The 24,036-nt window shown below is 38.1% G+C and carries 22 protein-coding genes, 1 tRNA gene and 1 pseudogene; 22 read left to right on the top strand and 2 right to left on the bottom strand.

Annotated elements, in window-relative coordinates; genetic code table 11:
* Nucleotides 1–67: 67 nt before the first annotated feature.
* On the top strand, nucleotides 68–4,399 hold the full coding sequence (locus CGC57_RS00630; protein WP_095897562.1) for a CusA/CzcA family heavy metal efflux RND transporter: 4,332 nt from the start codon (nucleotides 68–70) through the stop codon (nucleotides 4,397–4,399).
* Between the two features lie 5 nt (nucleotides 4,400–4,404).
* Nucleotides 4,405–5,589 carry an efflux RND transporter periplasmic adaptor subunit gene (locus tag CGC57_RS00635; RefSeq protein ID WP_095897563.1) on the top strand — a complete coding sequence of 395 codons (1,185 nt, stop codon included), beginning with the start codon at nucleotides 4,405–4,407 and terminating at the stop codon, nucleotides 5,587–5,589.
* Between the two features lie 872 nt (nucleotides 5,590–6,461).
* Here the strand turns inward: CGC57_RS00635 and CGC57_RS00645 are convergent.
* Complete coding sequence (locus CGC57_RS00645) at nucleotides 6,462–7,697, bottom strand: site-specific integrase (RefSeq protein WP_095897564.1); 1,236 nt, start codon at nucleotides 7,695–7,697, stop codon at nucleotides 6,462–6,464.
* Between the two features lie 284 nt (nucleotides 7,698–7,981).
* On the opposite strand from CGC57_RS00645, the gene CGC57_RS00650 reads away from it, so the two are divergent.
* The 3 genes from CGC57_RS00650 (at nucleotide 7,982) to CGC57_RS00660 (ending at nucleotide 9,997) form a co-directional block, all read left to right on the top strand.
* Nucleotides 7,982–8,749, top strand: a complete 768-nt coding sequence (locus tag CGC57_RS00650) for an enoyl-CoA hydratase/isomerase family protein (protein ID WP_095897565.1) — start codon at nucleotides 7,982–7,984, stop codon at nucleotides 8,747–8,749.
* Nucleotides 8,746–9,855 (top strand): alanine racemase, encoded by a 1,110-nt coding sequence (gene alr / locus CGC57_RS00655; RefSeq protein WP_095897566.1) that lies wholly within the window; start codon nucleotides 8,746–8,748, stop codon nucleotides 9,853–9,855. Before CGC57_RS00650 ends, alr begins: the two co-directional genes overlap by 4 nt.
* A 69-nt stretch (nucleotides 9,856–9,924) precedes the next feature.
* Nucleotides 9,925–9,997: transfer RNA gene (locus CGC57_RS00660), tRNA-Met, on the top strand.
* An 88-nt stretch (nucleotides 9,998–10,085) separates the two neighbouring features.
* Here the strand turns inward: CGC57_RS00660 and CGC57_RS00665 are convergent.
* A complete protein-coding gene (locus CGC57_RS00665; protein ID WP_095897567.1) occupies nucleotides 10,086–10,568 on the bottom strand; it encodes a helix-turn-helix domain-containing protein in 483 nt (160 codons plus the stop codon).
* A 388-nt stretch (nucleotides 10,569–10,956) separates the two neighbouring features.
* Between CGC57_RS00665 and CGC57_RS00670 the strand changes: the two genes are divergently transcribed.
* The 17 genes and pseudogenes from CGC57_RS00670 (at nucleotide 10,957) to CGC57_RS00750 (ending at nucleotide 24,036) form a co-directional block, all read left to right on the top strand.
* The gene (locus CGC57_RS00670) at nucleotides 10,957–12,003 is read left to right on the top strand and encodes a M14 family metallopeptidase (RefSeq protein ID WP_095897568.1); all 1,047 of its coding nucleotides are present in this window, start codon (nucleotides 10,957–10,959) and stop codon (nucleotides 12,001–12,003) included.
* 102 nt (nucleotides 12,004–12,105) lie between these two features.
* Complete coding sequence (locus CGC57_RS00675) at nucleotides 12,106–12,588, top strand: Lrp/AsnC family transcriptional regulator (protein WP_002678948.1); 483 nt, start codon at nucleotides 12,106–12,108, stop codon at nucleotides 12,586–12,588.
* A gap of 93 nt (nucleotides 12,589–12,681) precedes the next feature.
* Nucleotides 12,682–13,377: a class I SAM-dependent methyltransferase gene (locus tag CGC57_RS00680; RefSeq protein ID WP_095897569.1), complete on the top strand. Its 696-nt coding sequence runs from the start codon at nucleotides 12,682–12,684 to the stop codon at nucleotides 13,375–13,377.
* A gap of 59 nt (nucleotides 13,378–13,436) precedes the next feature.
* On the top strand, nucleotides 13,437–13,925 hold the full coding sequence (locus CGC57_RS00685; protein WP_002679046.1) for a DUF1877 family protein: 489 nt from the start codon (nucleotides 13,437–13,439) through the stop codon (nucleotides 13,923–13,925).
* Between the two features lie 55 nt (nucleotides 13,926–13,980).
* Nucleotides 13,981–15,600: an ABC-F family ATP-binding cassette domain-containing protein gene (locus tag CGC57_RS00690; protein WP_095897570.1), complete on the top strand. Its 1,620-nt coding sequence runs from the start codon at nucleotides 13,981–13,983 to the stop codon at nucleotides 15,598–15,600.
* Between the two features lie 240 nt (nucleotides 15,601–15,840).
* Entirely contained in the window at nucleotides 15,841–16,038 is a 198-nt protein-coding gene (locus CGC57_RS12950; RefSeq protein ID WP_232034008.1) for a hypothetical protein, read from the top strand.
* A 24-nt stretch (nucleotides 16,039–16,062) separates the two neighbouring features.
* Nucleotides 16,063–16,731, top strand: a complete 669-nt coding sequence (locus tag CGC57_RS00700; RefSeq protein ID WP_002679086.1) for an SH3 domain-containing protein — start codon at nucleotides 16,063–16,065, stop codon at nucleotides 16,729–16,731.
* Nucleotides 16,732–16,820: 89 nt separating this feature from the next.
* Entirely contained in the window at nucleotides 16,821–17,267 is a 447-nt protein-coding gene (locus CGC57_RS00705; RefSeq protein ID WP_095897572.1) for a GyrI-like domain-containing protein, read from the top strand.
* A 14-nt stretch (nucleotides 17,268–17,281) separates the two neighbouring features.
* The gene (locus CGC57_RS00710; RefSeq protein ID WP_095897573.1) at nucleotides 17,282–17,737 is read left to right on the top strand and encodes a DUF1569 domain-containing protein; all 456 of its coding nucleotides are present in this window, start codon (nucleotides 17,282–17,284) and stop codon (nucleotides 17,735–17,737) included.
* A gap of 107 nt (nucleotides 17,738–17,844) precedes the next feature.
* Complete coding sequence (locus CGC57_RS00715; RefSeq protein ID WP_095897574.1) at nucleotides 17,845–18,552, top strand: SMI1/KNR4 family protein; 708 nt, start codon at nucleotides 17,845–17,847, stop codon at nucleotides 18,550–18,552.
* Nucleotides 18,553–18,584: 32 nt separating this feature from the next.
* On the top strand, nucleotides 18,585–19,217 hold the full coding sequence (locus tag CGC57_RS00720) for a hypothetical protein (protein ID WP_095897575.1): 633 nt from the start codon (nucleotides 18,585–18,587) through the stop codon (nucleotides 19,215–19,217).
* A gap of 10 nt (nucleotides 19,218–19,227) precedes the next feature.
* Nucleotides 19,228–19,917: an SMI1/KNR4 family protein gene (locus tag CGC57_RS00725; RefSeq protein WP_095897576.1), complete on the top strand. Its 690-nt coding sequence runs from the start codon at nucleotides 19,228–19,230 to the stop codon at nucleotides 19,915–19,917.
* An 11-nt stretch (nucleotides 19,918–19,928) separates the two neighbouring features.
* Nucleotides 19,929–20,360, top strand: a complete 432-nt coding sequence (locus tag CGC57_RS00730; protein WP_095897577.1) for a hypothetical protein — start codon at nucleotides 19,929–19,931, stop codon at nucleotides 20,358–20,360.
* 21 nt (nucleotides 20,361–20,381) lie between these two features.
* A pseudogene (locus tag CGC57_RS00735) lies at nucleotides 20,382–21,070 on the top strand (SMI1/KNR4 family protein).
* A 27-nt stretch (nucleotides 21,071–21,097) separates the two neighbouring features.
* Entirely contained in the window at nucleotides 21,098–22,024 is a 927-nt protein-coding gene (locus CGC57_RS00740) for a hypothetical protein (protein ID WP_232034009.1), read from the top strand.
* 6 nt (nucleotides 22,025–22,030) lie between these two features.
* A complete protein-coding gene (locus CGC57_RS00745; protein ID WP_095897579.1) occupies nucleotides 22,031–22,675 on the top strand; it encodes a DUF6707 family protein in 645 nt (214 codons plus the stop codon).
* 17 nt (nucleotides 22,676–22,692) lie between these two features.
* Nucleotides 22,693–24,036, top strand: coding sequence for a tetratricopeptide repeat protein (locus tag CGC57_RS00750; protein WP_095897580.1), 1,344 nt, complete (start codon nucleotides 22,693–22,695; stop codon nucleotides 24,034–24,036).

The raw sequence follows: 24,036 nt of genomic DNA on the forward strand, positions 1-24,036 counted from the left end.
TAATATTTTTGCTTTGAGAACTATTCTTGAGGCATTCTTCTTATTTATTCACAATTAAAGAAAGATTATGTTAGATAAAATTATTAAATTCAGCATCAAGAACAAGTTTCTTGTAGGATTGATGACTCTTGCCCTTATCATTTGGGGTGTATGGAGTGCTATGAGGCTACCCATTGATGCCGTTCCCGATATTACCAACAACCAAGTACAGATTATTACTTCTACGCCTACTCTTGCCTCGCAGGAAGTGGAGCAACTCGTTACTTTCCCTATAGAACAAGCTATAGCCAATATTCCTGGACTGGAAGAGACACGCAGTATTTCGCGCTTTGGACTCTCGGTGATTACTGCCGTTTTTAGCGAAGATATGGACATCTACTTTGCCCGTCAGTTAGTCAATGAAAAACTTAAAGAAGCGCAGGAGCAAATCCCCAAGGGAATAGGCACCCCCGAACTTTCGCCCGTGAGTACAGGACTGGGGGAGGTATATCAATATATTATTCGCCCTAAAGAGCAGAGCAAAAACAAATATTCAGCCAAAGACCTCCGCACTATGCAGGATTGGATTGTGGCGCGTCAGCTATATGGTACCAAAGGCATTGCCGAAATCAATAGTTTTGGGGGAGAGCTCAAACAATATGAGGTGGTTATAGACCCTAACCGCTTGCGTGCTATGGGGGTGAGTGTGAGCGACCTCTTCACCGCCTTAGAACAGAACAACCAAAATACGGGAGGTGCTTATATAGACAAGCGCCCTAATGCATATTTTATACGTGGGATAGGTGTGGCTACCTCTCTCACCGATATAGGCAATATCGCTATAGGCAAACATACACCACCTTTGTTTATCAAAGATGTGGCTGAAGTGCGCTTAGGGAGTGCCATTCGTTATGGGGCTCTTACCTACAATGGCGAAGTAGATGCCGTTGGGGGCGTGGTGATGATGCTCAAAGGTGAAAACAGCCACGAGGTAGTTAGCCGTATTAAAGAAAAACTACCCACTATACAACAATCCTTGCCTGACGATGTAGTAATAGAACCTTTCTTAGACCGCACCGACCTAGTGCAACGCGCTATTCACACGGTAGAGAAAAACCTCTTAGAGGGGGCACTGATTGTCATCTTCGTTTTGGTACTCTTCTTAGGCAACTTGAGAGCAGGACTGATTGTAGCTACTGCCATTCCACTTTCTTTGCTCTTTGCCTTAGGTATGATGAACCTCTTTGGGGTAAGTGCGAACCTGATGAGCTTGGGGGCGATAGACTTTGGAATTATCGTTGATGGGTCGGTTATTGTGGTAGAAGCAGTGATGCACCATTTGGCTATTCGTAAAAACCAACAGCCACTTACCCAAGCGCAAATGGACGATGAAGTGTATCATTCTGCGTCCAAGATACGCAGTAGTGCTGCCTTTGGCGAGATTATTATCTTGATGGTATATATTCCAATCCTCACCTTGGTAGGGGTAGAGGGCAAGATGTTCCGCCCTATGGCACAGACTGTAGTCTTCGCTATCTTAGGGGCGTTGATTCTTTCTCTTACCTATATCCCTGCAATGAGTGCTTTGCTCTTGCCTAAAAAGGTGAGTGACAAGCGTAGTTTTGCCGAGAGAATGATAGCGTGGCTCAACTCTCATTACCAACCCCTTTTCTCGCGTTCTATACGCTTAAGAGGCTGGATAATAGGCAGTGCAGTAGGGTTATTTTTGCTTTCAGCAGGTATTTTTAGCCGTATGGGGGGTGAGTTTATCCCACAATTGCAAGAAGGCGATTTTGCTTTTCACTGTATTCTGCCACAAGGCACTTCCCTAAAACAGAGTTTGGAAACTTCTATGCAAGCCTCTCGCCTCATTCGTGAGTTTGATGAGGTGAAAATGGTTATCGGTAAAACGGGGTCTGCCGAAGTGCCTACCGACCCTATGCCCTTAGAAACTACCGACTTAATAATTGTACTCAAGCCACAGGATGAATGGAAAAGCGGTCGTTCTTATGACGAATTGGGAGAGGCTATCACTCAGCGACTTAAGGACATTCCTGGGGTCTTCTTTGAGAAAAACCAACCTATACAAATGCGCTTCAACGAACTAATGACCGGTATTAGGCAAGATGTAGCCGTGAAAATCTTCGGCGAGAATATGGATACCCTTGCCCTATATGCCACCCAAGTAGCCAACATCATTCAAAAAACAGAAGGGGCTACCCCTCCACAGATAGAAAAGGTAACGGGACTTCCTCAAATTAATGTTACTTACGACCGTGTGCGCTTGGCTAACTATGGGCTTTCGGTGCAAGATGTCAATGAGGTACTTAGTACTGCCTTTGCGGGCAGAAGTGCGGGAGTAATCTTTGAGAATGAACGCCGTTTTGACCTTGTGGTACGTCTCGATAGCCTTTATCGCACCAATATCACTGATGTACAAAATATGATGATAGCCACGGAAAACGGACAAATACCGATGAGCCAAATCGCTACTATCAAGTATGAATTAGGTCCTGCACAGGTGAGTCGTGAGGCTGGCAAACGCCGTATTGTGATAGGGTTCAATGTGCAAGGGCGCGATGTGCAGAGTGTGGTGAGTGATATAGAACAAAAATTAAAGGGCGTAAAGCTCCCTACGGGCTATTACTTTACCTATGGCGGTCAGTTTGAGAACCTACAACAAGCCACCGACCGACTGCTCATAGCCGTGCCTGTAGCCCTACTTTTAATATTTTTCTTGTTATACCTTGCTTTCCACTCTATAAAACAATCATTGCTCATCTTTAGCGCTATCCCGATGAGTGCCATTGGGGGCGTATTTGCCTTGCTTCTTCGGGGAATGCCTTTTAGTATTAGTGCGGGTATTGGTTTTATCGCGCTCTTTGGGGTAGCAGTGCTCAACGGTATAGTGCTTATTGGCACTTTCAACCAGCTGAAAAAAGAAGGAATGACCAACCTTTTGCATCGCGTGATTACGGGTACCGAAATGCGTTTACGCCCTGTGCTAATGACGGCTATGGTGGCGAGCTTAGGTTTCCTACCTATGGCACTCAGTCAAGGAGCAGGAGCAGAAGTACAACGCCCCTTAGCTACAGTGGTTATTGGGGGGTTAGTATCGGCTACCTTCCTCACCCTCTTCGTGCTTCCGTTGCTTTACATCGCTTTCAATAGTACCTTTTCTTGGCGCCGTCCTTCAGCTAAAGTACTCACGATAGTCCTATTGCTTATCAGTCCTATAGCGCTACACGCTCAGCAGTCTTACTCGCTACAAGAAATAGAGCAAATAGCCCTTAAGAACAATGGAGTGATTAAGGCAGCACAACTCAAGCTACAAGGAGCAAGTGCTAAAGAGCGAACCTCTTTTGAATTGGCTAAAACAGACTTTACAGGGCAATACGGGCAGTACAGCAGTGCTGAAAAAGACCTTTCAGTAGGTGTATCACAATCTATTCCTTTGCCTACAGTATTTGCTGCTCGCAAAAAGCTCTATCAAGCAGAGACACAATTACAACAAGGGCAATTAGCCCTTCAGCAGAATGAACTGAAGCGGCAAGTGCGCAACGCATATCAGCAATTGCAATATTTGACTTTTAAAGAGGAACAGCTCTTGCAGCTTGATAGTCTCTACAATAATTTTATTCGCATTGCTGAAGTACGCTATAAAGCAGGGGATACCAAGAAGATAGATATTAACACTGCCCAAGTGAAGAAAGGAGAAATAAGTTTGTTACTTCAACAGAACAAAACTATACAACAAGCTACCTATCGCAACTTGCGTACGTTAATGCAAACAGAAGAAGCATTTACCATTACCAAGTCGCCCGTGTATGAGCCTTTGTTACTCAGTGAGCCTTCGGATGTACAACTCTCTCAGCACCCTTTGGTACAACTCAGCTATCAAGAAGCAAACATAGCTGAGCACAACAAACGTCTAGAGCGTGCCCAAGCCCTGCCCGACCTTACATTGGGCTATACCAATCAGTCTCTTATAGGAATGCAAACCATTGGAGGGGTAGAGACCTATACTGATAGAAGTAAACGTTTTCACTTTGCCACCATAGGGCTTTCAGTTCCTATTTTTACCGCTACCCGTGCCAAGGTGAAAGCTTATAAATATCAGAAAGAAGCAGCTATAGAAGAAGCCCAACAAACAGAAAAACAGCTTAAAACTCAATGGATAAATCTGCAAGAGGAATACCAACTGAATTTGCAAAAATATCAGTTTTACAAACAAGAAGCTCTACCCGAAGCCGAGCGCATTATCCGAGCCAATCAGTTAGGGTATAGCGCAGGTGAAATAAGCTATGTGGAGTACCTTTACACCCTACAGACAGCCGTAGATACCCGCTTAGCATACCTTGAGAGTATCGAGGCGCTTAATCAAAAAGTAATAGAAATACAATCCCTTTTAAACCAGTAAAACAAATGAAAAAATATAGTATAAAAATCGCTTTTATCCTTATAGGAATTAGTCTATCAGCCTGCAATGGCACTCCTACAACTACCAATAATCAAAAGCTCGAAGAGCGCGAAGAACACCACGAAGAAGGAGGCAACCTCACCACCCTTACCCAAGCTCAAATCCAAACTGTAGATATTCGTTTGGGACATATAGAAGAAAAAGCTCTTGCCGCTACCCTCAAAGCCAATGGAATACTGAGCGTGCCTGCCGACCATCAGGCGAAGGTATCGACTGTATATGCGGGGATTATCAAGAGCGTAAAGGTAGAGATAGGCAGTTATGTGCAAAAAGGGCAAGTAATCGCTACTGTTTCTAACCCAGAATTCTTGCAACAACAACAGCGCTTGCTCACCGTTAATAGTCAGATAGAACTTGCTAAACAAGAACTTGACCGTCAGCAAACCCTCTATGAAGGTAATGCTGGTACTGGTAAGAACCTACAAGCCGCTACTACTCAGCTACGCACCCTCCGTACCGAAAAAGCTTCACTTGAAGAACAAATACGCCTAATGGGCTTAAACCCTCAAACACTCACCGATAAGGGAATGCAATCTACTTTGGCGATAGTGGCTCCTATTAGTGGGAATATCAGTGCGGTATATACTAACAAAGGGGCTTATGTAGATGCCTCCACCCCTATTGTGGAAATCATCGACAACAGTTCGCTGCACCTGCACTTGCAAGTGTATGAGCGAGACTTGCCTTACATTAAGGTAGGACAACAAGTGCACTTCAACCCTACCAATAACACCTCTCGCGAATATGATGCCCAAGTGTATAACATTGCGGCTTCGTTTGAAAACGAAAGCAAAAGTATCATTGTACATTGCCACGTAGAGGGTGACAAACAAGGGCTCATCAATGGAATGAATGTAACAGGGGTTATCAGTCTTGACAAACAAACGACCCCTGCTGTACCTAACGAGGCTATCGTAGAGGATGCTGGTAAATCCTACATTTTTCTGGTAACCCAAAATTCGGATAAAGAAACCTCTTTTGAGAAAGTGGAGGTAGTAAAAGGAGCTTCCGAAAGTGGGTATACTGCCATTGCCCCTGTAAAACCTATAGCCCCCGAACAGAATATTGCCACCAAAGGAGCATTCTTTATCAACGCAACCTTAGTGAATGCTGGAGAACATAGTCATTAGAATTGGTAATGTATCAGATATATTATTAAAATTTTATTACATTAGAAATACAATAAAAATATAAAAGTAAAAAACCACGACTTCGGAGTGTGTTTTAAGCTCCCTGCAAGGGCAAGTGGTTTTGAGGTGCCTACACGCCTAATGCGTGCCTCAAAACACAACTTGCTCTGTTCCGGTGAACAGAAGATTCTCCCTAAAGGTCAAATTTTAATTAACCATAAGAAAAGAAGATAAATACTACAAGCTCATAAAGTGATTTAGGGCATATTAGCAATATATTTAATCACTTACTTACAGAGTTATTTACAATTCTATGTAAAGCTATATGTATATTTGTACATTACTTTGCATTCACGCATCAAAGCAAGCAAGTATGTACGAAGGTAAAAACGTAATTAGGTAGCTACATAGTTTGAAATTTTTATTCGACAATGGGAGGAAAAGCGGTATTCGTTTCAAAAAACAATCTGTAAGAAGCGGCATTTTTCTCATATTTGACATTTTTTTTATTCGCTTAAAGGTCGGAATGAGCTGGTTTCGTTTCGAGTGCCATAAAAGGTCTGTGTTTAGCTTCTACAAGGTTTTTCAAAAAAAATACTACCCGCAGGACAACGGACAAGGGCTGGAGATTTTTTGAAAACCCATCGGGCTTGACCTTGCAAGAAGCGTTAAGAACACAGAAATACCTTTGCACTCGAACAACGAACCGCCATTACGTGCCTTAAGTGTTTAAAACAGGGAAAATAGGTAAGTCTTAATAACACTCTTATCTTTGTGAGATAGCTTTTTGTAAGGCAACAAAAAAATCCATTGACACATCTCTTTTTGAAATATTATCAATGGATTTCTAATTTTTAAAAGACACTGAGAAGCTATCCTATCTTTAAATTCTTTAATCGTTCGGCAGCAATTTCCATATCCTTGCTAATTTTCTCATTGGTGATTTTAGCATAAATCTGGGTAGTTTTGATATTCTTATGTCCCATCATCTTGCTAACACTTTCCAAGGGGACTCCTTCTGTTAAGAACAGAGTACCAAAGGTATGGCGTGCCCAGTGAAATGAAATGGGTTTTTCACGAATGATGTTACAATCTTTCATCATCTTTCTGATTAAGAGATTGCAATTAGTGTTGGAGGGCGTAGGAAACAATGCCTCAGTATGAGTCGTACCCTCATATTTTTCAATAATTTTCTTGGCTATATCTAACAGACGTACATTACAGGGCACATCGGATTTCTGACGTCGTTTGATAAGCCATTTGTTACCGTCAAAGAACGATTGTAAGTGACTTCTTTTAAGTTGTTTGATGTCAATATACGAAAAACCTGTAAAGCAACTAAAAACAAATAGGTCTCGTACTAATTCAGCAGAAGCACTCTTAGGGTGATATTGTAAAAGAGTTTCTACTTCCTCTCTAAGCAAATAGCCTCTGTCTTTCTCCTCCATAGAACTTATATAATTCTTAAAAGGATTGCGATAGATGATACCTTTGTCTATAGCTATTTCTACCATTTTACAAAGGGGCATCATATAAACCCATATTGTGTTGTGAGTAAGACTTTTATTAACTCTAAGATAGAAGTCAAAATCGTTGATAAAGTCTTCTGTAAGCTCTTTGAAAGAAATATCACTTCTGCGGTATTTGTACTGGATAAACTCGCTCAAATGAGTATATACATTCTCATATTTGTTAAGAGTGCTGTAACTTCTAACACCTTTTTCTACCATCAAGGCAAAGTCTTCTTTGAACTTCTCATAGACTTTTAGCAAGGAATCTTCCATTACTCCTATACCCAAGAAAGTAGCTTTTAGCTTCTGAGCTGTAACCACTCCCTCGTACTTCATCAGTTCCTCGTAATGAGTAACCATACGTGAGCGAATCTCTTCCAGCTTGCGGTTGAGTTGGTTAGCTTCCTCTGTTTTACCTGTTACCCTGCCATATTTCAAATCCCATTTCTGTGGAAGGATTTCAAGTTTGGTACTAAACTGAGCTAACTGATTGTCAATGGTAATACGCCCCATAATAGCAACCTTACCGTTCTTCTTTGGGGCATTCTTTTTAAGGTAAAACAATACCTTAAAGGTTGAGCGTTTTACTTTTTTCATACTCTAATTTTTTAATTTGCGAAAGTACTTTTTATCAAGTTACTGTACAATATGAAAAAAGGTGTAAAACACTGAAATATAACCTATTAATAAAAAATATTTTTCAGTATGGTAGGTAACGATTTAGAAACCTAATTTTGAAAAAACCTATCTAAAACATCTAAGACTCTGTCTTCTCTTATCTTCCTGTCAAAAAATTAATCCTCTTTGTATGAGCTAATTACATTATTTTTTGTAGTTTTGCTTTTTATTCGTAATTTTGCGACAAAATTATACAATAATATATGACTGATAGATTAGAAGGTTCTTTATATACAAAAATAGATAAACAGCTAGCTGTTACTACTTTTGGACATCCAAATGCAAACTCTTTTCCTTTAGAGTTACTTAATAGACTCACTAAAGAAATCAACAATCTTTCTGAAAATGATGAGGTAAGTGTTATTCTACTAAAAAGTGAAGGAGATGGAGCTTTTTGTGCTGGAGCCTCTTTTGACGAGCTTTTAGCAGTTACAAATGAAGAAGAAGGAAAACGATTTTTTGAGGGTTTCGCACACCTTTTTTTAGCAATGCGTCGTTGCAAAAAACTCATTATAGGTCGTGCCCAAGGTAAAGCTGTTGGGGGAGGAGTGGGGTTACTCGCTGCTTTAGATTATGTTTTTGCAACTGAAGCTTTAAGTATTAAGCTCTCAGAACTCTCATTAGGTATAGGTCCTTTTGTGATAGCCCCTGCCATTCTTCGCAAAGCAGGACAATCAACTCTCAATGAACTATTTATGGCACCTGATCAATGGAAAAGTGCTTACTGGGCTCAACAAAAAGGATTGATAGCACGTGTGTTTGAAAATACAAAAGATATGGATGAGGCTATAGACCATTTCATAGCCACCCTACTAAAATCTAATCTTATAGCTTTATCAGAAATGAAACGCATCACTTGGCTACATACCGAGCATTGGGAAAAAGAACTGATTGATAATGCTGCTATTTCTGGAAAATTAGTACTCTCTCAACAAACAAGATTAATGTTAGAAAAATTAAAGAATAAATGAAAACAGAAGAAACCATCTTAGAAATCAACCTTACTGCCTTAGAAAAAAATATTCATTACCTAAAAAACCGACTTAAACCTACAACTTTGTTCTTAGCTGTAGTGAAAGCCTCTTCCTATGGAAATAATTCTGTAGCTATAGCTTCTCATTTGCAAAAAAAAGGATTAGTTAATTATTTTACAGTAGCTTATACTTCTGAAGGAATTGCTCTTAGAAAAGCTGGAATTACTCTTCCTATTTTAGTATTACATCCACAACCTATAAACTTTAATGATATTGTAAAATATAACTTAGAACCTACTTTATATTCACAGCGTATTGCCCAATTATTTTTAGACTATGCTAAAATTCAACAGTTAGCAAATTATCCGGTACACCTTAAATGTAATACAGGACTCAATCGTTTAGGTTTTGACTTAAGTGAAATAGAAGAAACTCTTGTCCTGTTAAAAAACAATACTACTGTAAAAGTGAAAACTGCTTATTCTCATTTAGCTGCTTCCGAAGATATGAATGAGAAAGAATTTACAGAAAATCAAATCAATACTTTTATAGCTTTTCAAGAAAAAATAAACAAAACATTTACTCATAAAGTACTCTATCATCAATGCAATACTTCAGGTATACTAAACTATCCTCAAGCACAATTTGATATGGTGCGTTGTGGTATAGGTATGTATGGTTTCGCTAATGATGTCGAATTGCAGCAATATCTTACACCTATTATGACGCTGAAAAGTGTTATTTCACAACTACACACTTTGCAAATAGGTGAAAGTTTGGGCTATAATCGAGGATACATTGCCGATCATATTACCAGAACTGCTACAATTCCTGTAGGTCATGCAGATGGTATCAATCGTATTTATGGCAAGGGGAAAGGTTTCGTATTTATCAATGGAAAAAAAGCTTCTATCATAGGTAATGTGTGTATGGATATGATCTTAGTAGATGTTACTGAAATTTCTTGTCAAGAAGGTGATGAAGTAATTGTATTTGATAAAACTCATACAGCTGAAACTTTAGCCGAATCAGCAGGTACTATTTCTTATGAATTGATCACTTCTATGGCACACAGAATCAAGAGAATATATTTAGAAGATTAAAAAAGTACAAAAAAAGTTTTCCAAAAGTTTGGTATTTAAAAAAAAGGTTGTACTTTTGCACCCAGAAATCGCGGGATAGAGCAGTAGGTAGCTCGTCGGGCTCATAACCCGAAGGTCACTGGTTCGAGTCCAGTTCCCGCTACAAAATAGGCGTAATTAGTTTGATAATCAACTAATTACGCCTAACTTCTTAAAATAGCTGTGTCAGTTTTGTGGCTATTTTCTTGTACCTAACTATCGAAAACTTCAAAATGATTATCTTCATAAAAAAAGATAATGCGCTTAATTTTCTTTCCTACAGTATTATTCACTATAGAAGAAGGTAAAGGTGATAATTCTGATACCTCTTTATCTAAGCTAACTTTTTTTTCTTCTTTAATAGGAGAAGATAGAGTAGGAGAGAGGCTTTCCATTTCTATTTCTGGAATATCACTAAATAAGTCTGGCTGTTGTATTTTTTTAGGTACAGAAACTTCTTTCTCTTCTTTGCGAGGGAAAGTTCCTTTTCCTTGAGTAATCCAATACATATCCACCTCTGGAAATTTTTCTATGAGTTTTAAAATAAAATCTAAACTCGGCTTATTGCGTTCTGATAAGAGATGTGATATTCCTGAACGTTGAATTTCCAAAGCATCAGCAAAAGCTGCTGCATTTAATCCATAATAATCCATCACTTGTTGCAAGCGAATGGAAAAGTCTGACGTGTTTAACATTGTAATTTATATCAAATTTATCAATAATGCACAAATGTAAATCAATATTTTGATATATACAAATTTAAACAAAAATATTTATTTCAAACATTTAAGTATCGATTTATAATATTAATGTAATTATATCATATACAGTCACTTATATATTAATTATAAAAATTATTTATGAGTATTTTCGTAGAAGCTATCTACTAGAAATACTTATTCTCTATTTTTATAGGTGTTACAACTGTAATTTCTTACATTGTAAAATTGTATACAAATGTAATTAGATAGATGTTTATGTAATAAAATATCCTAATCAAAATTTTATGTATATATAATTGTTATCTACTAAATATTTCTTACTTTTGTCCTTATAATAATCTATATAAAAAGGGAAAAGAAAATGGAAAAAGAACTTTTAGGACGTTATATTACCTATCAAATGATTACCCCTCTTTTAGATGAATATCCTTTTGATGAAGTTATTCATTTGGGTAGTTCAGTGAAAGGTATACCTATCAACTTGTATAGAGTAGGTAAGGGGAATAAAAAAATACTACTTTGGTCACAAATGCACGGTAATGAATCAACTACAACTAAGGCTCTTTTTGATGTTTTGCTGAGACTTCAAACAGCTAATGTTTTATCGGAATTGAGTATCTATTGTATACCAATGCTCAATCCTGACGGATCTGAACTGTTTACACGTGTGAACTTTAACAATGTCGACCTCAATCGTGATGCTCACGAACTTACACAGCCTGAAAGCAAATGTTTGCGTAAAGCTTATGACCTTGTGCAGCCTGATTATTGTTTTAATTTACACGACCAAAGAACTATTTTTAGTGTAGGGCAAACCCCTTTTCCTGCTACTGTTTCTTTCTTAGCTCCTGCTTATAATAAAGAACGTAGTGTCAATGAAATCCGTCAAAAGGCAATGGAAGTTATTGTTGTAATGAATAGCATTTTACAACATCATATACCCAATCAAATAGCACGTTTTGATGATAGTTTTAATATCAACTGTACAGGAGATAAATATACTTCATTAGGTACACCTACAATCCTTTTTGAAGCAGGACATTACCCCAATGATTACAATCGTGAACATACAAGATCTTACATAGCGATAGCAATTTTAACAGCATTAGAATATATTGCTACTTCTTATGTTACAAATGTAAATTATACGGGTTATTTCAATATACCAGAAAACGACAAATGTTTTTATGATATTATCTTACGTGATGATACACATAGTGGTAATGATGTAGGTATTCTTTACAAAGAAATCTTAGAAAATGCTAAAATTTTGTTTGTCCCTTATATTGCCGAAATAGGAGATTTATCCACTAAATATGGACATAGAGAAATGCCTCTGTCTAAATATCTAATAGCTCCTATCAATAAAAGTTCTATTGAAAATAGTTTAGATTTACAAAACCTTTAACACAAAATAAGAAAGAAAATGCAAAATATAAGTCTTTTTATTTGGATAATTCAAAATAAAATACTTACTTTGCACGCTGAGTAAATTATAAAAATATAATAGATGGCGAGATACAAATTAGATGAAACTGATCATCAAATATTAGATCTATTGATTGATGATACCCGAACCCCTTTTACTGAGATAGCCAAGCAGTTGGAAATTTCAGCAGGGACTGTTCACGTGAGAGTACGAAAAATGGAGGAACTTGGTATCATTAAAGGCTCTACACTCACAGTAGATTATGAACGATTGGGCTATACTTTTATAGCGTATGTAGGAATTTTTTTAGAGCGTAATCATCAAGCTCAGTTTGTATTAGAACGTTTGGAAGAAATTCCTTTTGTAACAGTAGCACATATTACTTCAGGGCAGTACAATATCTTTTGTAAAATCCGAGCTCGTGACACTAAACACGCCAAAGAAGTGATCTATATGATAGATGATATTCAAGGGGTAGCTCGTTCTGAAACTATGATTTCTATGGAAGAATCTATTAACGACAAGCGTCGTCTATTGCATAAAGCTTTTCGTGAATTACAATAAAATAATATTTAAACAACTTTGAAAGAGCTACCTAAAAATAGGCAGCTCTTTTGTTATAAAAATATTTTATTATTTAAAAATCTGTTATTTATTATGTCAAAATTCTACAACGAAATTGCTGAAAAATACGACTTTATCTTTCCGTTATCTCCAGCTCATCAAACATTTTTTGCGGATGAACTCCAAGGGCATACCGTCCTCGATGTAGGTGCTGCTACGGGCAATCTTACCGCTTACCTAAACTCACAAGGATACGAAGTTACCGCTATCGACCTCAGTGAACGATTGATTGCCAAAGCTGCCGAAAAAGGTATTACTGTACAACAGCGCAATATGCTTACTATTGATGAGCTTTCCACCTTTGATAACATTGTTTGTATCGGTAATACGCTCCCACATTTGGATAGTAAGGCTTCCATACAGCTCTTTTTGCAAAAAGCTTATGGACAACTCACCCAAGAGGGTAAACTTGTCCTGCAATTGGTCAATTTTGAAAAATATTTTGCCCAGCAACAAGGCGATTACCTCGGTAATCTCCCCTTGATAGCCAACGATAAGGTGAAGTTTGAGCGATTTTACTATCTCAATAAGGAAGGAAAAATTCGTTTCAAGACTATTTTGGACGATACCATAGAAAATGAGGAACTGTTACAGCCTATTTTCGCCGATGAACTTACCCAGTGGCTCTCCCAAATAGGATTTCAAGCCATCAACCTATATGGTAATTTCAAAAAAGACTCTTTTGATAAAGAAAAATCCATGGCACTAATAATCACTGCAGAAAAGTAATTTCCATATCTTACAAATATTCCGTACTTTTGCATTTTTTAAACTTTAGAATAAACGATATGGCACGATTAGGCGTTTTTTATGCACTTAGTGATGAGCAAGTAGATGCTATTGCAGAACAAGATGATGACAAGATGTATGCTTATATGCTCAACACTATTGAAGAAAATCTCTTGGGTACACCCAAAAGTTATCAGATAGATAAAGCGTGGGAAGGCATTCACTATTGTCTTTGTGAGGGTGATTGGTACAAAGAAGAAGGAATAGCTCCTAATATTGTTTTTGGAGGTTATTTATTATTGGATCATAATGATTGTGTAATATTTGTAAATGACCTCGATAATATTCAAAAAATTGTAGACTATCTTGAAGAGAATAATCTACAAGAGATAATCAAAAAGAATTTTGACAAAATTCCCTCAGACTACTCATATACTAAAAACGAGGAAGAACTTAACTATTTGTTGAGTTGGAGCAAAGGGGTATTAGATTTTTATAAATATGCTTTGAAGAACCAACTAAATACTATTTTTACCGTAGACCTTTAATTAATCATTAAACATTAATCATTAAACATTAATCATTAAACATTAATCATTAACAATGTTATCAGTATCCAATTTATCCGTACAATTCGGAAAACGCGTCCTCTTCGATGAGGTAAACGTAACCTTTACACAAGGCAACTGCTACGGCATCATCGGTGCCAATGGGGCAGGCAAATCTACTTTCCTTAAAATCCTTTCAGGCAAGCAAGAACCTACTTCGGGGCGTGTGATCCTCGAACCGGGCAAGCGTATGTCGGTGCTTGAGCAAGACCACTACGCTTATGACGATTACACCGTTTTAGACACGGTGATTATGGGCAACAAAGTCCTCTCCAAAGTCAAAAAAGAGATGGACGACCTCTATGCCGACTATTCCGATGAGCACGCCGAACGCATTGGTGAGCTACAAATACAGTTCGACGAGATGAATGGCTGGAATGCCGAGAGTGATGCGGCAGCCCTGCTCTCCAATTTGGGCATCTCTGAGGATATGCACTATACCCTAATGTCCGAAATGGACGGCAAGCTTAAAGTTCGTGTACTTTTGGCACAAGCACTCTTTGGCAACCCCGATGTACTCATAATGGACGAGCCTACGAACGACCTCGACTTCGAGACTATCAGCTGGCTGGAGAACTTTTTGGCAAATTACGACAATACAGTGATTGTCGTTTCCCACGACCGCCACTTCCTTGATGCCGTTTGTACCCATATCTCCGATATTGACTTCGGAAAAATTAACCATTTTTCGGGTAACTATACTTTCTGGTACGAAAGTAGTCAGTTGGCAGCCCGTCAGCGTGCGCAACAGAACAAAAAGGCGGAAGAGAAAGCCAAAGAGTTGCAAGAATTTATCGCGCGCTTTAGTGCCAACGTGGCAAAATCAAAACAAGCGACCTCTCGTAAGAAGATGTTGGAGAAACTCAATATCGAGGAAATCAAACCGTCTTCTCGCCGTTACCCTGCCATCATCTTCGAGCGCGAGCGCGAGGCAGGCGACCAAATCCTACACGTGGAAAACCTTGCTGCGTCTATTGACGGGCAGGTATTGTTCCAAAATGTGGATATTAACCTTACCAAAGACGACAAAGTAGCCGTGATTTCTAAGGATTCACGCGCCACTACTGCCTTTTATGAGATTCTTAACAACAACCTTAAGCCCGATGCAGGTACTTTTGCGTGGGGTATCACCACTTCGCAGTCTTACCTTCCCGTGGATAACTCCGATTTCTTCACCCAAGACCTTTCCTTGGTGGATTGGTTGCGCCAATGGGCAAAAACAGAGGAAGAGCGTGAGGAAGTATATGTGCGTGGCTTCTTGGGCAAGATGCTTTTCAGTGGCGAGGAAGCCCTCAAAAACTGCAAAGTACTTTCAGGAGGCGAGAAAGTGCGCTGTATGCTCAGCCGTATGATGATGTTGCGCGCTAATGTGCTAATGCTCAACGAACCTACCAACCATTTGGATTTGGAGAGCATCACCGCCTTCAATAACTCGCTGAAAAACTTCAAAGGCACAGTGCTTTTCACCACCCACGACCACGAATTTTCGCAAACCGTTGCTAATCGTATCATCGAGCTTACCCCTAGTGGCATTATCGACCGCTATATGACCTTTGATGAATATATGGACGACAAAAATATTCAGGAATTGAGGGAAAAAATGTACAAACAATAACAATTATACTTGACTTTGACAAAGTTTTTAGACTTTGTCAAAGTCTTTAAGTAAATTACTATTGATCAAACTATAGAAAAAACAAAAATATCTCTAACAAACTTCAAAGAATTTTCGCCTGATGAAACCCCTCATTGGGTAATAAATGTCATTATAAGTGATACAGAGAAGGAATATAGTAAATTTTGCGAATCTATCTTTGAAATTCTTCAACCTTTAGCTGAAAAAACAATATTTGAATTGAAAAATCCTATACATGTCAGGGATGTAGGCTTTATAGAAGAAGAGGACGATACAATATCTTACCATCTATGGGATAAAATAAACGAATTAGCAGGACTAAAAGGTAAAGGAGCTACTCTAAGGGCTGTGGTTAAGGCCTTATATGGCAATAAGTACACCTCTAATGAAATAAATATTGATGATTTTTTTATTTAACTGAACAATCAAAAAAAATAAACTATGCAGCGAATAGTATTCTTATTTTTGTTAATTTCCCAGTGTGCTTTTGGTCAATTCTTTGTGGTAAAGGACAAAGATAGCTATGTAAATATCCGTGAAAAAGAAAATGTCAAAAGTAAAATACTAGGGACACTCCCTAATAATAAACTTGTTTATATATTTCATGCTGATGAAGATATAAGTAAGTGGCATTACATAGATAAAGGGTATATTCATAACAGCAGACTGAAACCTACTTATACATTTCTTTCCATTAAGAAAGAAAAAGAAAGCGATAATGCCATTACTTTTTCAGGTATGGGAATTCGTGTAGAGCTTACTGCTCAAAAATACGATAAGAAAAAACATGTCTTTACCAAAGAAAACAAAGGCGACCATTACGAATACAAAATAGATGGAAAACCTTTTGAAGGAACTGATGGCTCTGAGCCAGAGACGGAATATAAGAGTTTTGTGGTGAGCATTAATGGCAAACAAGTGAATATTCCTAAAAGTGCTTATACGGATATGTATGTACCTGCCTTTAGTGAAACATCCGTTTATTATGACAAAGAAGACGATATTATCTATATAGAGGCTCAAAATGGTACAGGAGCAGGGGGCTATGATGTTTGTTGGCAGATTGTAAAGGGTGTTTATAAAACAAGAGAGGTAGGCCATTTTAATTAAAAGGAAGACAAACCCCAACTTTTAGAAAGTATTGGCAAGTTTGTAAGGAGTTAAAAAGAATTTATTAAAAACTATTAAATACAAAGAAAATGAAAATCGTCGGAATTAGTGTACGCACTACCAATCAGAACGGACAAGCGATGCAAGACATCGGAAACCTTTGGCAACGCTTTTTTAGCGAGCAAATTTTGGCAAAAATACCCAATAAGGTAAGCGATGCTATTTACAGCATCTACACCGATTACCAAAAGGACTATACCGAGCCTTACACTTGTATGATAGGGGTGGAAGTTACCACGCTCAGCACGATTCCCGACGGCTTAGAGGGCAGGGAATTCCCTGAACAAACTTTTGAAAAGTTTGTAGCCAAAGGCACAATGCCTCAGGCAGTAGGGGCAATGTGGCAACATATCTGGGACAACGATGCCACGCTCAATCGCACTTATATATATGACTATGAGCGCTACACCGAGAAGTCTCAGCAAGGTGATGCCTCCGAAGTAGATATTTTTATAGGTGTAAAAGAGAATAAATAACTCTAAATAAGCAAATGAAAAATTTATATAACGAAGCAGATAAGAACGAAATAATCAATCGGTTAGAAAATCTGAAAGTAGATGCGGTACGTCAGTGGGGAAAGATGAACATTGTACAAATGTTAGCCCACTTGAACGTTTCTTTAGAAACTCCTTTAGGGAAAAACTTCCCCAAGCGGGCATTTATCGGTAGGTTTATAGGAAAATTGGTAAAGAAAAGGTTTATCAACGACCAGCCTATGCCCAAAAATTCCCCTACTGATAAGATGTATGTCATCACAGACATCTCTATGGAGGATTTTGAGAAAGAAAAGCAACGAGCTAAAGAGCTGATAACCCTTTTTTATAACAATGGAAGGGAAAAATGCAGTCAACATCCACATTCTTTCTTTGGTAAACTCACTCCTGATGAGTGGGGAATCCTACAATGGAAGCATTTTGACCATCATCTGCGACAATTTGGAGCGTAACAAGGATTTTCAAAGTGCAAAAGAGCAAATTCCAGAGAGAAAAATTTGCACTTTGAATTGCACTTTGGAGAAAACAAACAATTATTTAAAAAAAAATAAATAGCATTATGGCGATACCCTTCAATTTTGAGCTTTTTAAAAAGCGTTTAAACCTATTTTTAGAAAAGATAGAAGACCTTGGTGGTGAGACTGACCCTCTTACGATAGAAAAACCTGCTACCGAGGAAGAAATCAAAGCTGTAGAGGCAAAATTAGGCTATACATTACCTCCGCATTTCCGCGAAGTGCTCCTGGAAAATACCGCCCATTTGGAATTTTATTGGAGTATCTATACAGATGAAGACGAGGACTATGAGGACGAAGAAAATGGAGTTTTTCTCTCTGATGAATTAGCAGAAATCTCCTCTGGAGAGTTGCTTTTTGGATTGGATTTGCTTTTAGGCTATGAAGAAAGTCGCAAGGGCTGGGAAGAGGACGTATATCCCGATTACAATAACGAATACGATCGTGTTTGGCATAACAAAATGGCTTTTCACCAAGTAGGCAACGGCGATTATATTGCTATTGAGTTAGAACCAGAGAATTATGGCAAGGTTGTGTATGTGAGCCACGATGGTAGTGAAAACCACGGGCTTTATATAGCCGATAACTTTAAGGAATTCCTGATGAACTACGCTGCTGTGGGTTGTACTGGAGGAGACGATTGGCAATGGGAGTCTTTTTATTCTAAAAGCAAAGGCATAGACCCTACCTCAAAGAACGCCAAAACCTGGTATAAGGTATTGGGGATAGACCCAAAGGAGTTGGAAGGGTAAAAAAGTATTAGTTACACTAAAAAAATAGAAATATGTTAGGTAATCTATTCAAAAAGAAACCTACTTTTACCCCTGTAATGCAAGAGTTATTTGTAAAAATAAGTCTTGCACTGCCTCAGCGTTTTCATTTCCTGCAAAAACAACTTACAGAAGGAATTATCAAAGGAATAAAGAAGCCCGAAGGACAGCGCTACCAACTGCGTTTGGATATTCCTTTGCTCAACAAATACGAAGACAAAAAAGGACGGAATTTCTTAATTGAAAATATCGTAATACAGTCGGTTGAGACAGGCAAAAGTAGTGTGGTGAGTTGGAATGTAGCTTATGGATTGTTATTGGTGTATATTACAGCTAATAACGACTTTCTGAAGTGGCAAGCTGAGGCGGTAGGGATAGATACTTCCCGCATTCGCATAAAGTATTTAGATGATAGCCCTATTGAAAAGCTCCTTTCCAAAGAAGCACGGCAATATATAACTCCTAATGACTTATACGAAGTGTCTTTAAACGACAAAACCTATTATCACGTACAGGATATAACCGATGGAGACGGCGATTTTATCGGGATAGATGCCGATAAGAATGTTTATGAGTTTAGGCACGACCCTTTTGAAATCACTTTGCTAACAGAACCCTTAGAAACCATCCTAAAAAATAATAAATAACCTCAAAAAAATGAAGAAACCCTTTAATTTTGAGCTTTTTAAAAAGCGTTTAAACCTATTTTTAGAAAAGATAGAAGACCTTGGTGGTGAGACTGACCCTCTTACGATAGAAAAACCTGCTACCGAGGAAGAAATCAAAGCCATAGAGGCAAAATTAGGCTATACATTGCCTCCACATTTCCGCGAAGTACTCTTAGAAAACACTGCTCATTTGGAGTTTTGGTGGTATATCGATGATTTTACTGAAGAGGACGAAGATTTTTTACCTGAGGAATTAGATAATATTTCTTCAGGAGAGTTACTTTTTGGATTAGATTTACTTTTAGATAATGAAAGATCCCGAAAAGGTTGGGTAAAAGATGTTTGCCCTTCTAAAAGTGAGGAATATAGCCGTGTATGGAACAACAAAATGTGTTTTCAAAGAGTAGGCAACGGCGATTATATCGCTATTGAGTTAGAACCAGAGAATTATGGTAAGGTTGTGTATCTCAGCCACGATGGTAGTGAAAACCACGGGCTTTATATAGCCGATAACTTTAAGGAATTCCTAATGAACTATGCTGCTGTGGGTTGTACTGGAGGAGAGGATTGGCAATGGGAGCCTTTTTATTCTAAAAGCAAAGGCATAGACCCTACCTCAAAGAACGCCAAAACCTGGCATAAGGTATTGGGAATAAACCCAAAGGAGTTGGAAGGGTAAAAAGTAAGAAAATGAATAACAAAAAGATGAAATGGATAGAATACTTTTCAGAAAATGGCGACCTATGGCAATTATTTGTAGAGGATGATTACCAAGAAACGCAAGCAGATACCTTAGCTCACAATGGCAATGAAGCTGTGACAAGAACTAAAATGCCTACCATAGATAAGGTACAAGTTACCATAATCCCAGCCGCTCGTATTGTAGACAAAGTAAAAGGACAAGTAGCAAAAGAAAAACTTTTTCACCTCAAGCTGAGCCTTATCAATGGGGATGATTGGTTTGCTATCAGTCAACAGGCATTTTCTAAGGAAGAGATATTACAATATGTTTCTCTTTTTGTAGGGTTGAACAAATTCCAAGCCGAAAGGGTATGGAAATCCAAGAAATTAGGCGAAGTCAATACAATAAGACTTGAAAATAAAGAAGAAACAAACAATTAGTTTCATAAAATAAATAGCATTATGGCGATACCCTTTAATTTTGAGCTTTTTAAAAAGCGCTTAAACCTATTTTTAGAAAAGATAGAAGACCTTGGTGGCGAGGTAGAACCTCTTACTATAGAAAAACCTGCTACAGAGGAGGAAGTCAAAGCTGTAGAGGCTCAATTGGGCTATACATTACCTCCTCATTTCCGCGAAGTGCTTTTGGAAAACACTGCTCATTTGGAGTTTTATTGGGATGTGAATGATGTAACTATTGAAGATGAATCTATAATACCCGATGTCTTGGCGCACATTTATTGTGGAGAATTACTCTTTGGGTTGGATTTGCTTTTGGATTATGAGGAACATCGCAAGGAATGGGCAACAGATGTTTTCCCTAATTATGAAGACCCAGAAGACCGCATTTGGTACAACAAATTGTGTTTTCATATCAATGCTAACGGCGATATATCGCTATTGAGTTAGAGCCAGAAAACTATGGCAAGGTTGTGTACCTCAGTCACGATGGTGCAAGCAATCTCGGCACTTATTTAGCCGATAACTTTAAGGAATTCCTAATGAACTACGCCTCTGTAGGCTGTACTGGAGGTGAGGATTGGCAATGGGAGCCCTTTTATACCGCAGGCAAAGGCATAGATCCCACCTCAGAGAACGCTCAAGCGTGGCAGAAGGTATTGGGGATAAATCCAAAGGAGTTGGAGGGGTAAAACAATAAAAACATTACAGTTATGTCGATGGAGCAAAAAGACAAAGAACAAATGGAGCAACTTATTGCTTCTGAAAAGTATCAGCAGATATTAGATAAGCTTTGCAATATTATAGATATGGTATTCGAGGAAGAAATGCCAAGTTTTGCCGTACTGAATTACACGCATAAAGCACTAAAAGATGCAGGTGTTACCTTGGAGGAAATCGCTCCAGTAGCATTGGCGGACGATTACTTCTTGAACTTTACCATTCTCAAGATGGATTATATCAAAAGTGAGAAAACGATGCACTTTAGCAAGGACTTCCTCATTCGCAATATGATAGAATTTTATTTTCTAAAAACAAATCCCAAAGCACTACCTGATTATTTGAAGAAAGCAGGATTAAAAAACTATATGGTTCCTCTAAAAAAATGGTTCACAGAGGCTACTGATACGGAGCTTGTCGCAGCTGTTTCCACTTCTCTCAAAGAACTCAAAGAGAAAAGAAAAGGCGTAGAGCAGACAAGCTCACAAACGGCTACCCCTGAAGATTGGGAGCGACTCTCGGCGGTATATCCCAAGCTTACCAAGCAGGTGCTGAAAGATTTCGATGAATATAATGTGGTTACCGCAGGCATTCCCTTAGCCGAGATTACCCAAAAGAGCCAAGACTTGGGCGTTGCTTTCTCTGAGGAACTTACTCTGTTCTTCCAACATATAGGAGAACTCAGATTGGAGGGGGTAGAAATCCGCTTTACTGACTTATACACCGATGTGTTCAATGGCAAAGACTATTTAGTGCTTGGAGAGTTTTGGAAATACGGTGATGGCGATAAGTTGCTCTATGCTCCCGACACCCAGCAGATATTTTGCTTTGCCCACGAATACGCCAAACCCAAGGTTATCAAGCAAGCTGATACTATGACCGAATTTGTGGAAAAGAAATTAGTAACTTATTTAAAAAATTATTAGGCCATTATGAATATAGAAATATTAGCACCTTATTGTACTACTCCAAAACAGCAAAAACTCATTGAAAAGCTCCGCAAAAAGCTTTCTCTCAAGAGTAGTAAAGACCTACAAACTGTTTATGAACTTGTAGGATGTCTATTTGTGAGCAAACAATACGAAGGCTTATTAGCTTTTTTGCCAGAAGTACTTGCAGTGCCTTTTGCCGAAAATTTTGACCTATGGTATCCTATAGAAAATTCTTTTTGTTTGATTGCAGCCATACCTACCATATCTCCAGAAGAGCGTAAAGCGTGTTTCTCTCATTTTAAAACCGTAAGCGATTTTAAAAGTACTAAAGGAGCTCAGGAAGCTTTTGATTACTATTTTCATCAATATTTATCACTCTATTTTGTTAATGAAAATTTAAACGATTTAGAAGAAATAGATGAATATCCTGCCTCTTATCAACTTTGGATTCATATAGCAATTATTGCCAGTGCTTCTGCTGTAAAACTCATCAATGAAGAAGTAGATTATAAAACCCTCGACTTCCCCAATTGGATCTCCAAACCTACTTATAACAGCAGGGAAGAACTCCAAAACTATATGGATACCCTTATAGTGGAACAACTCACCGCCTTGCAGGATAAGAAATTTGTAAAGTATTACTAAGAATATCTTTAAAATAAATGTTACCAGAAGAAGAAAACTACGCCGTTAGCAAATTTGAATCAATGCTCAAAGAAAATAATATCCTCTTTTTTGACGTGGATGAATTTGAAGAGATTGTAGAATATTACGTAGAATATGGGCGTATTAGTAAAGCCAAACGTGCCTTAGAGATTGGATTATCGCAACACCCCGATGCGTCCTCACTGAAATTGCTAAATGCTGAGCAACTGGTGTTTGAAGACCGTTTGGAGGAAGCGTCAGAAATTCTCAATGAATTGCTCGTGCTTGAACCTATGAATGCTGAAGTACACGCACAGCAGGCTAATCTGTATTCTAAAATGAATAAACATCATCGTGCTATTGAGTTGTTGCAATATGCCCTCACTCTTACTGATGATGCTTCCAATATTTATGCCTTAATAGCAATGGAATACCTCTATGTAGAGGATTATACCAATGCTAAAAACTATTTTATCAAATGTTTAGAACAAGACCCTCAGGACTATACAGCGCTACAACAGTTAGTATTCTGTTATGAAGTTTTAGGCGATGTACAAGAGGCTACTTCTTTCTTAAATCATTACTTGGATCAAAATCCTTATTGTGAAGTTGCTTGGTATTATCTCGGCAGACTCTATTTGGCTATTGGTGATTACAAAAATGCTTTGCGTTGCCTCGATTTTGCTATTATCAGTGACGATACTTTCACGGGGGCTTATTTCGAGAAAGCACGTGTACTCGAAATGATGGAAGATTACGAAAAAGCCATTGAGAACTACAAAATTACTCTCACTCTTGACGATCCTTCAGCTTTAGCTTATTTACATATAGGTCGTTGTTATGAAAAAATGCATAATGATACTAAGGCAGAGGAGTATTATTTTAGAGCTACTCACGAAGATCCTCAATTAGACAAAGCGTGGATTACCTTAGCCGACTTTTATTACTTGCGCCATAATCACAGCAAAGCCTTGAAATATATTCAGAAAGTACTCACTTTTGAACCTAATGAGCCTTATTATTGGCGTCGCTATGCTGAATTGAATTATTTTGAATTCCAAAATCTTGAAGAAGCTGAATATGGCTATCGCAAGGCTGTACAAAATGGCGATTATTCTTATAATACGCTTATTGAATGGGTAGATTTGATGTTCCTCACCCAAAAATATGGAGATGCATTGCCTATTGTTGCAGATATAGTACATATTTATCCACACGAACTCAACAATTATTTTCGTCTTTCCTTAGCTTATTATGGTGTAGGTGATGAGCATACAGCATTGCAATATTATCAAATGGGCGTTACTAAAGCTCCCGAATGGCAATCTTTCTTTGAAAACAAGTTTAACTTCAAAATGTAA

The organism is Capnocytophaga sputigena (assembly GCF_002302495.1).
In the GTDB taxonomy this organism is placed as follows: Bacteria; Bacteroidota; Bacteroidia; order Flavobacteriales; family Flavobacteriaceae; genus Capnocytophaga; species Capnocytophaga sputigena.

Coding starts and splice junctions, on each gene's coding strand:
- CGC57_RS00685 (WP_002679046.1), top strand. CDS start 13,437: ATGGCACGATTAGGCGTTTTTTATGCACTTAGTGATGAGCAAGTAGAT.
- CGC57_RS00650 (WP_095897565.1), top strand. CDS start 7,982: ATGACTGATAGATTAGAAGGTTCTTTATATACAAAAATAGATAAACAG.
- alr (WP_095897566.1), top strand. CDS start 8,746: ATGAAAACAGAAGAAACCATCTTAGAAATCAACCTTACTGCCTTAGAA.
- CGC57_RS00665 (WP_095897567.1), bottom strand. CDS start 10,568: ATGTTAAACACGTCAGACTTTTCCATTCGCTTGCAACAAGTGATGGAT.
- CGC57_RS00690 (WP_095897570.1), top strand. CDS start 13,981: ATGTTATCAGTATCCAATTTATCCGTACAATTCGGAAAACGCGTCCTC.
- CGC57_RS00720 (WP_095897575.1), top strand. CDS start 18,585: ATGTTAGGTAATCTATTCAAAAAGAAACCTACTTTTACCCCTGTAATG.
- CGC57_RS00680 (WP_095897569.1), top strand. CDS start 12,682: ATGTCAAAATTCTACAACGAAATTGCTGAAAAATACGACTTTATCTTT.
- CGC57_RS00670 (WP_095897568.1), top strand. CDS start 10,957: ATGGAAAAAGAACTTTTAGGACGTTATATTACCTATCAAATGATTACC.
- CGC57_RS00700 (WP_002679086.1), top strand. CDS start 16,063: ATGCAGCGAATAGTATTCTTATTTTTGTTAATTTCCCAGTGTGCTTTT.
- CGC57_RS00725 (WP_095897576.1), top strand. CDS start 19,228: ATGAAGAAACCCTTTAATTTTGAGCTTTTTAAAAAGCGTTTAAACCTA.
- CGC57_RS00730 (WP_095897577.1), top strand. CDS start 19,929: ATGAATAACAAAAAGATGAAATGGATAGAATACTTTTCAGAAAATGGC.
- CGC57_RS00715 (WP_095897574.1), top strand. CDS start 17,845: ATGGCGATACCCTTCAATTTTGAGCTTTTTAAAAAGCGTTTAAACCTA.
- CGC57_RS00710 (WP_095897573.1), top strand. CDS start 17,282: ATGAAAAATTTATATAACGAAGCAGATAAGAACGAAATAATCAATCGG.
- CGC57_RS00740 (WP_232034009.1), top strand. CDS start 21,098: ATGGAGCAAAAAGACAAAGAACAAATGGAGCAACTTATTGCTTCTGAA.
- CGC57_RS00750 (WP_095897580.1), top strand. CDS start 22,693: ATGTTACCAGAAGAAGAAAACTACGCCGTTAGCAAATTTGAATCAATG.
- CGC57_RS00630 (WP_095897562.1), top strand. CDS start 68: ATGTTAGATAAAATTATTAAATTCAGCATCAAGAACAAGTTTCTTGTA.
- CGC57_RS00675 (WP_002678948.1), top strand. CDS start 12,106: ATGGCGAGATACAAATTAGATGAAACTGATCATCAAATATTAGATCTA.
- CGC57_RS00635 (WP_095897563.1), top strand. CDS start 4,405: ATGAAAAAATATAGTATAAAAATCGCTTTTATCCTTATAGGAATTAGT.
- CGC57_RS00645 (WP_095897564.1), bottom strand. CDS start 7,697: ATGAAAAAAGTAAAACGCTCAACCTTTAAGGTATTGTTTTACCTTAAA.
- CGC57_RS00745 (WP_095897579.1), top strand. CDS start 22,031: ATGAATATAGAAATATTAGCACCTTATTGTACTACTCCAAAACAGCAA.
- CGC57_RS00705 (WP_095897572.1), top strand. CDS start 16,821: ATGAAAATCGTCGGAATTAGTGTACGCACTACCAATCAGAACGGACAA.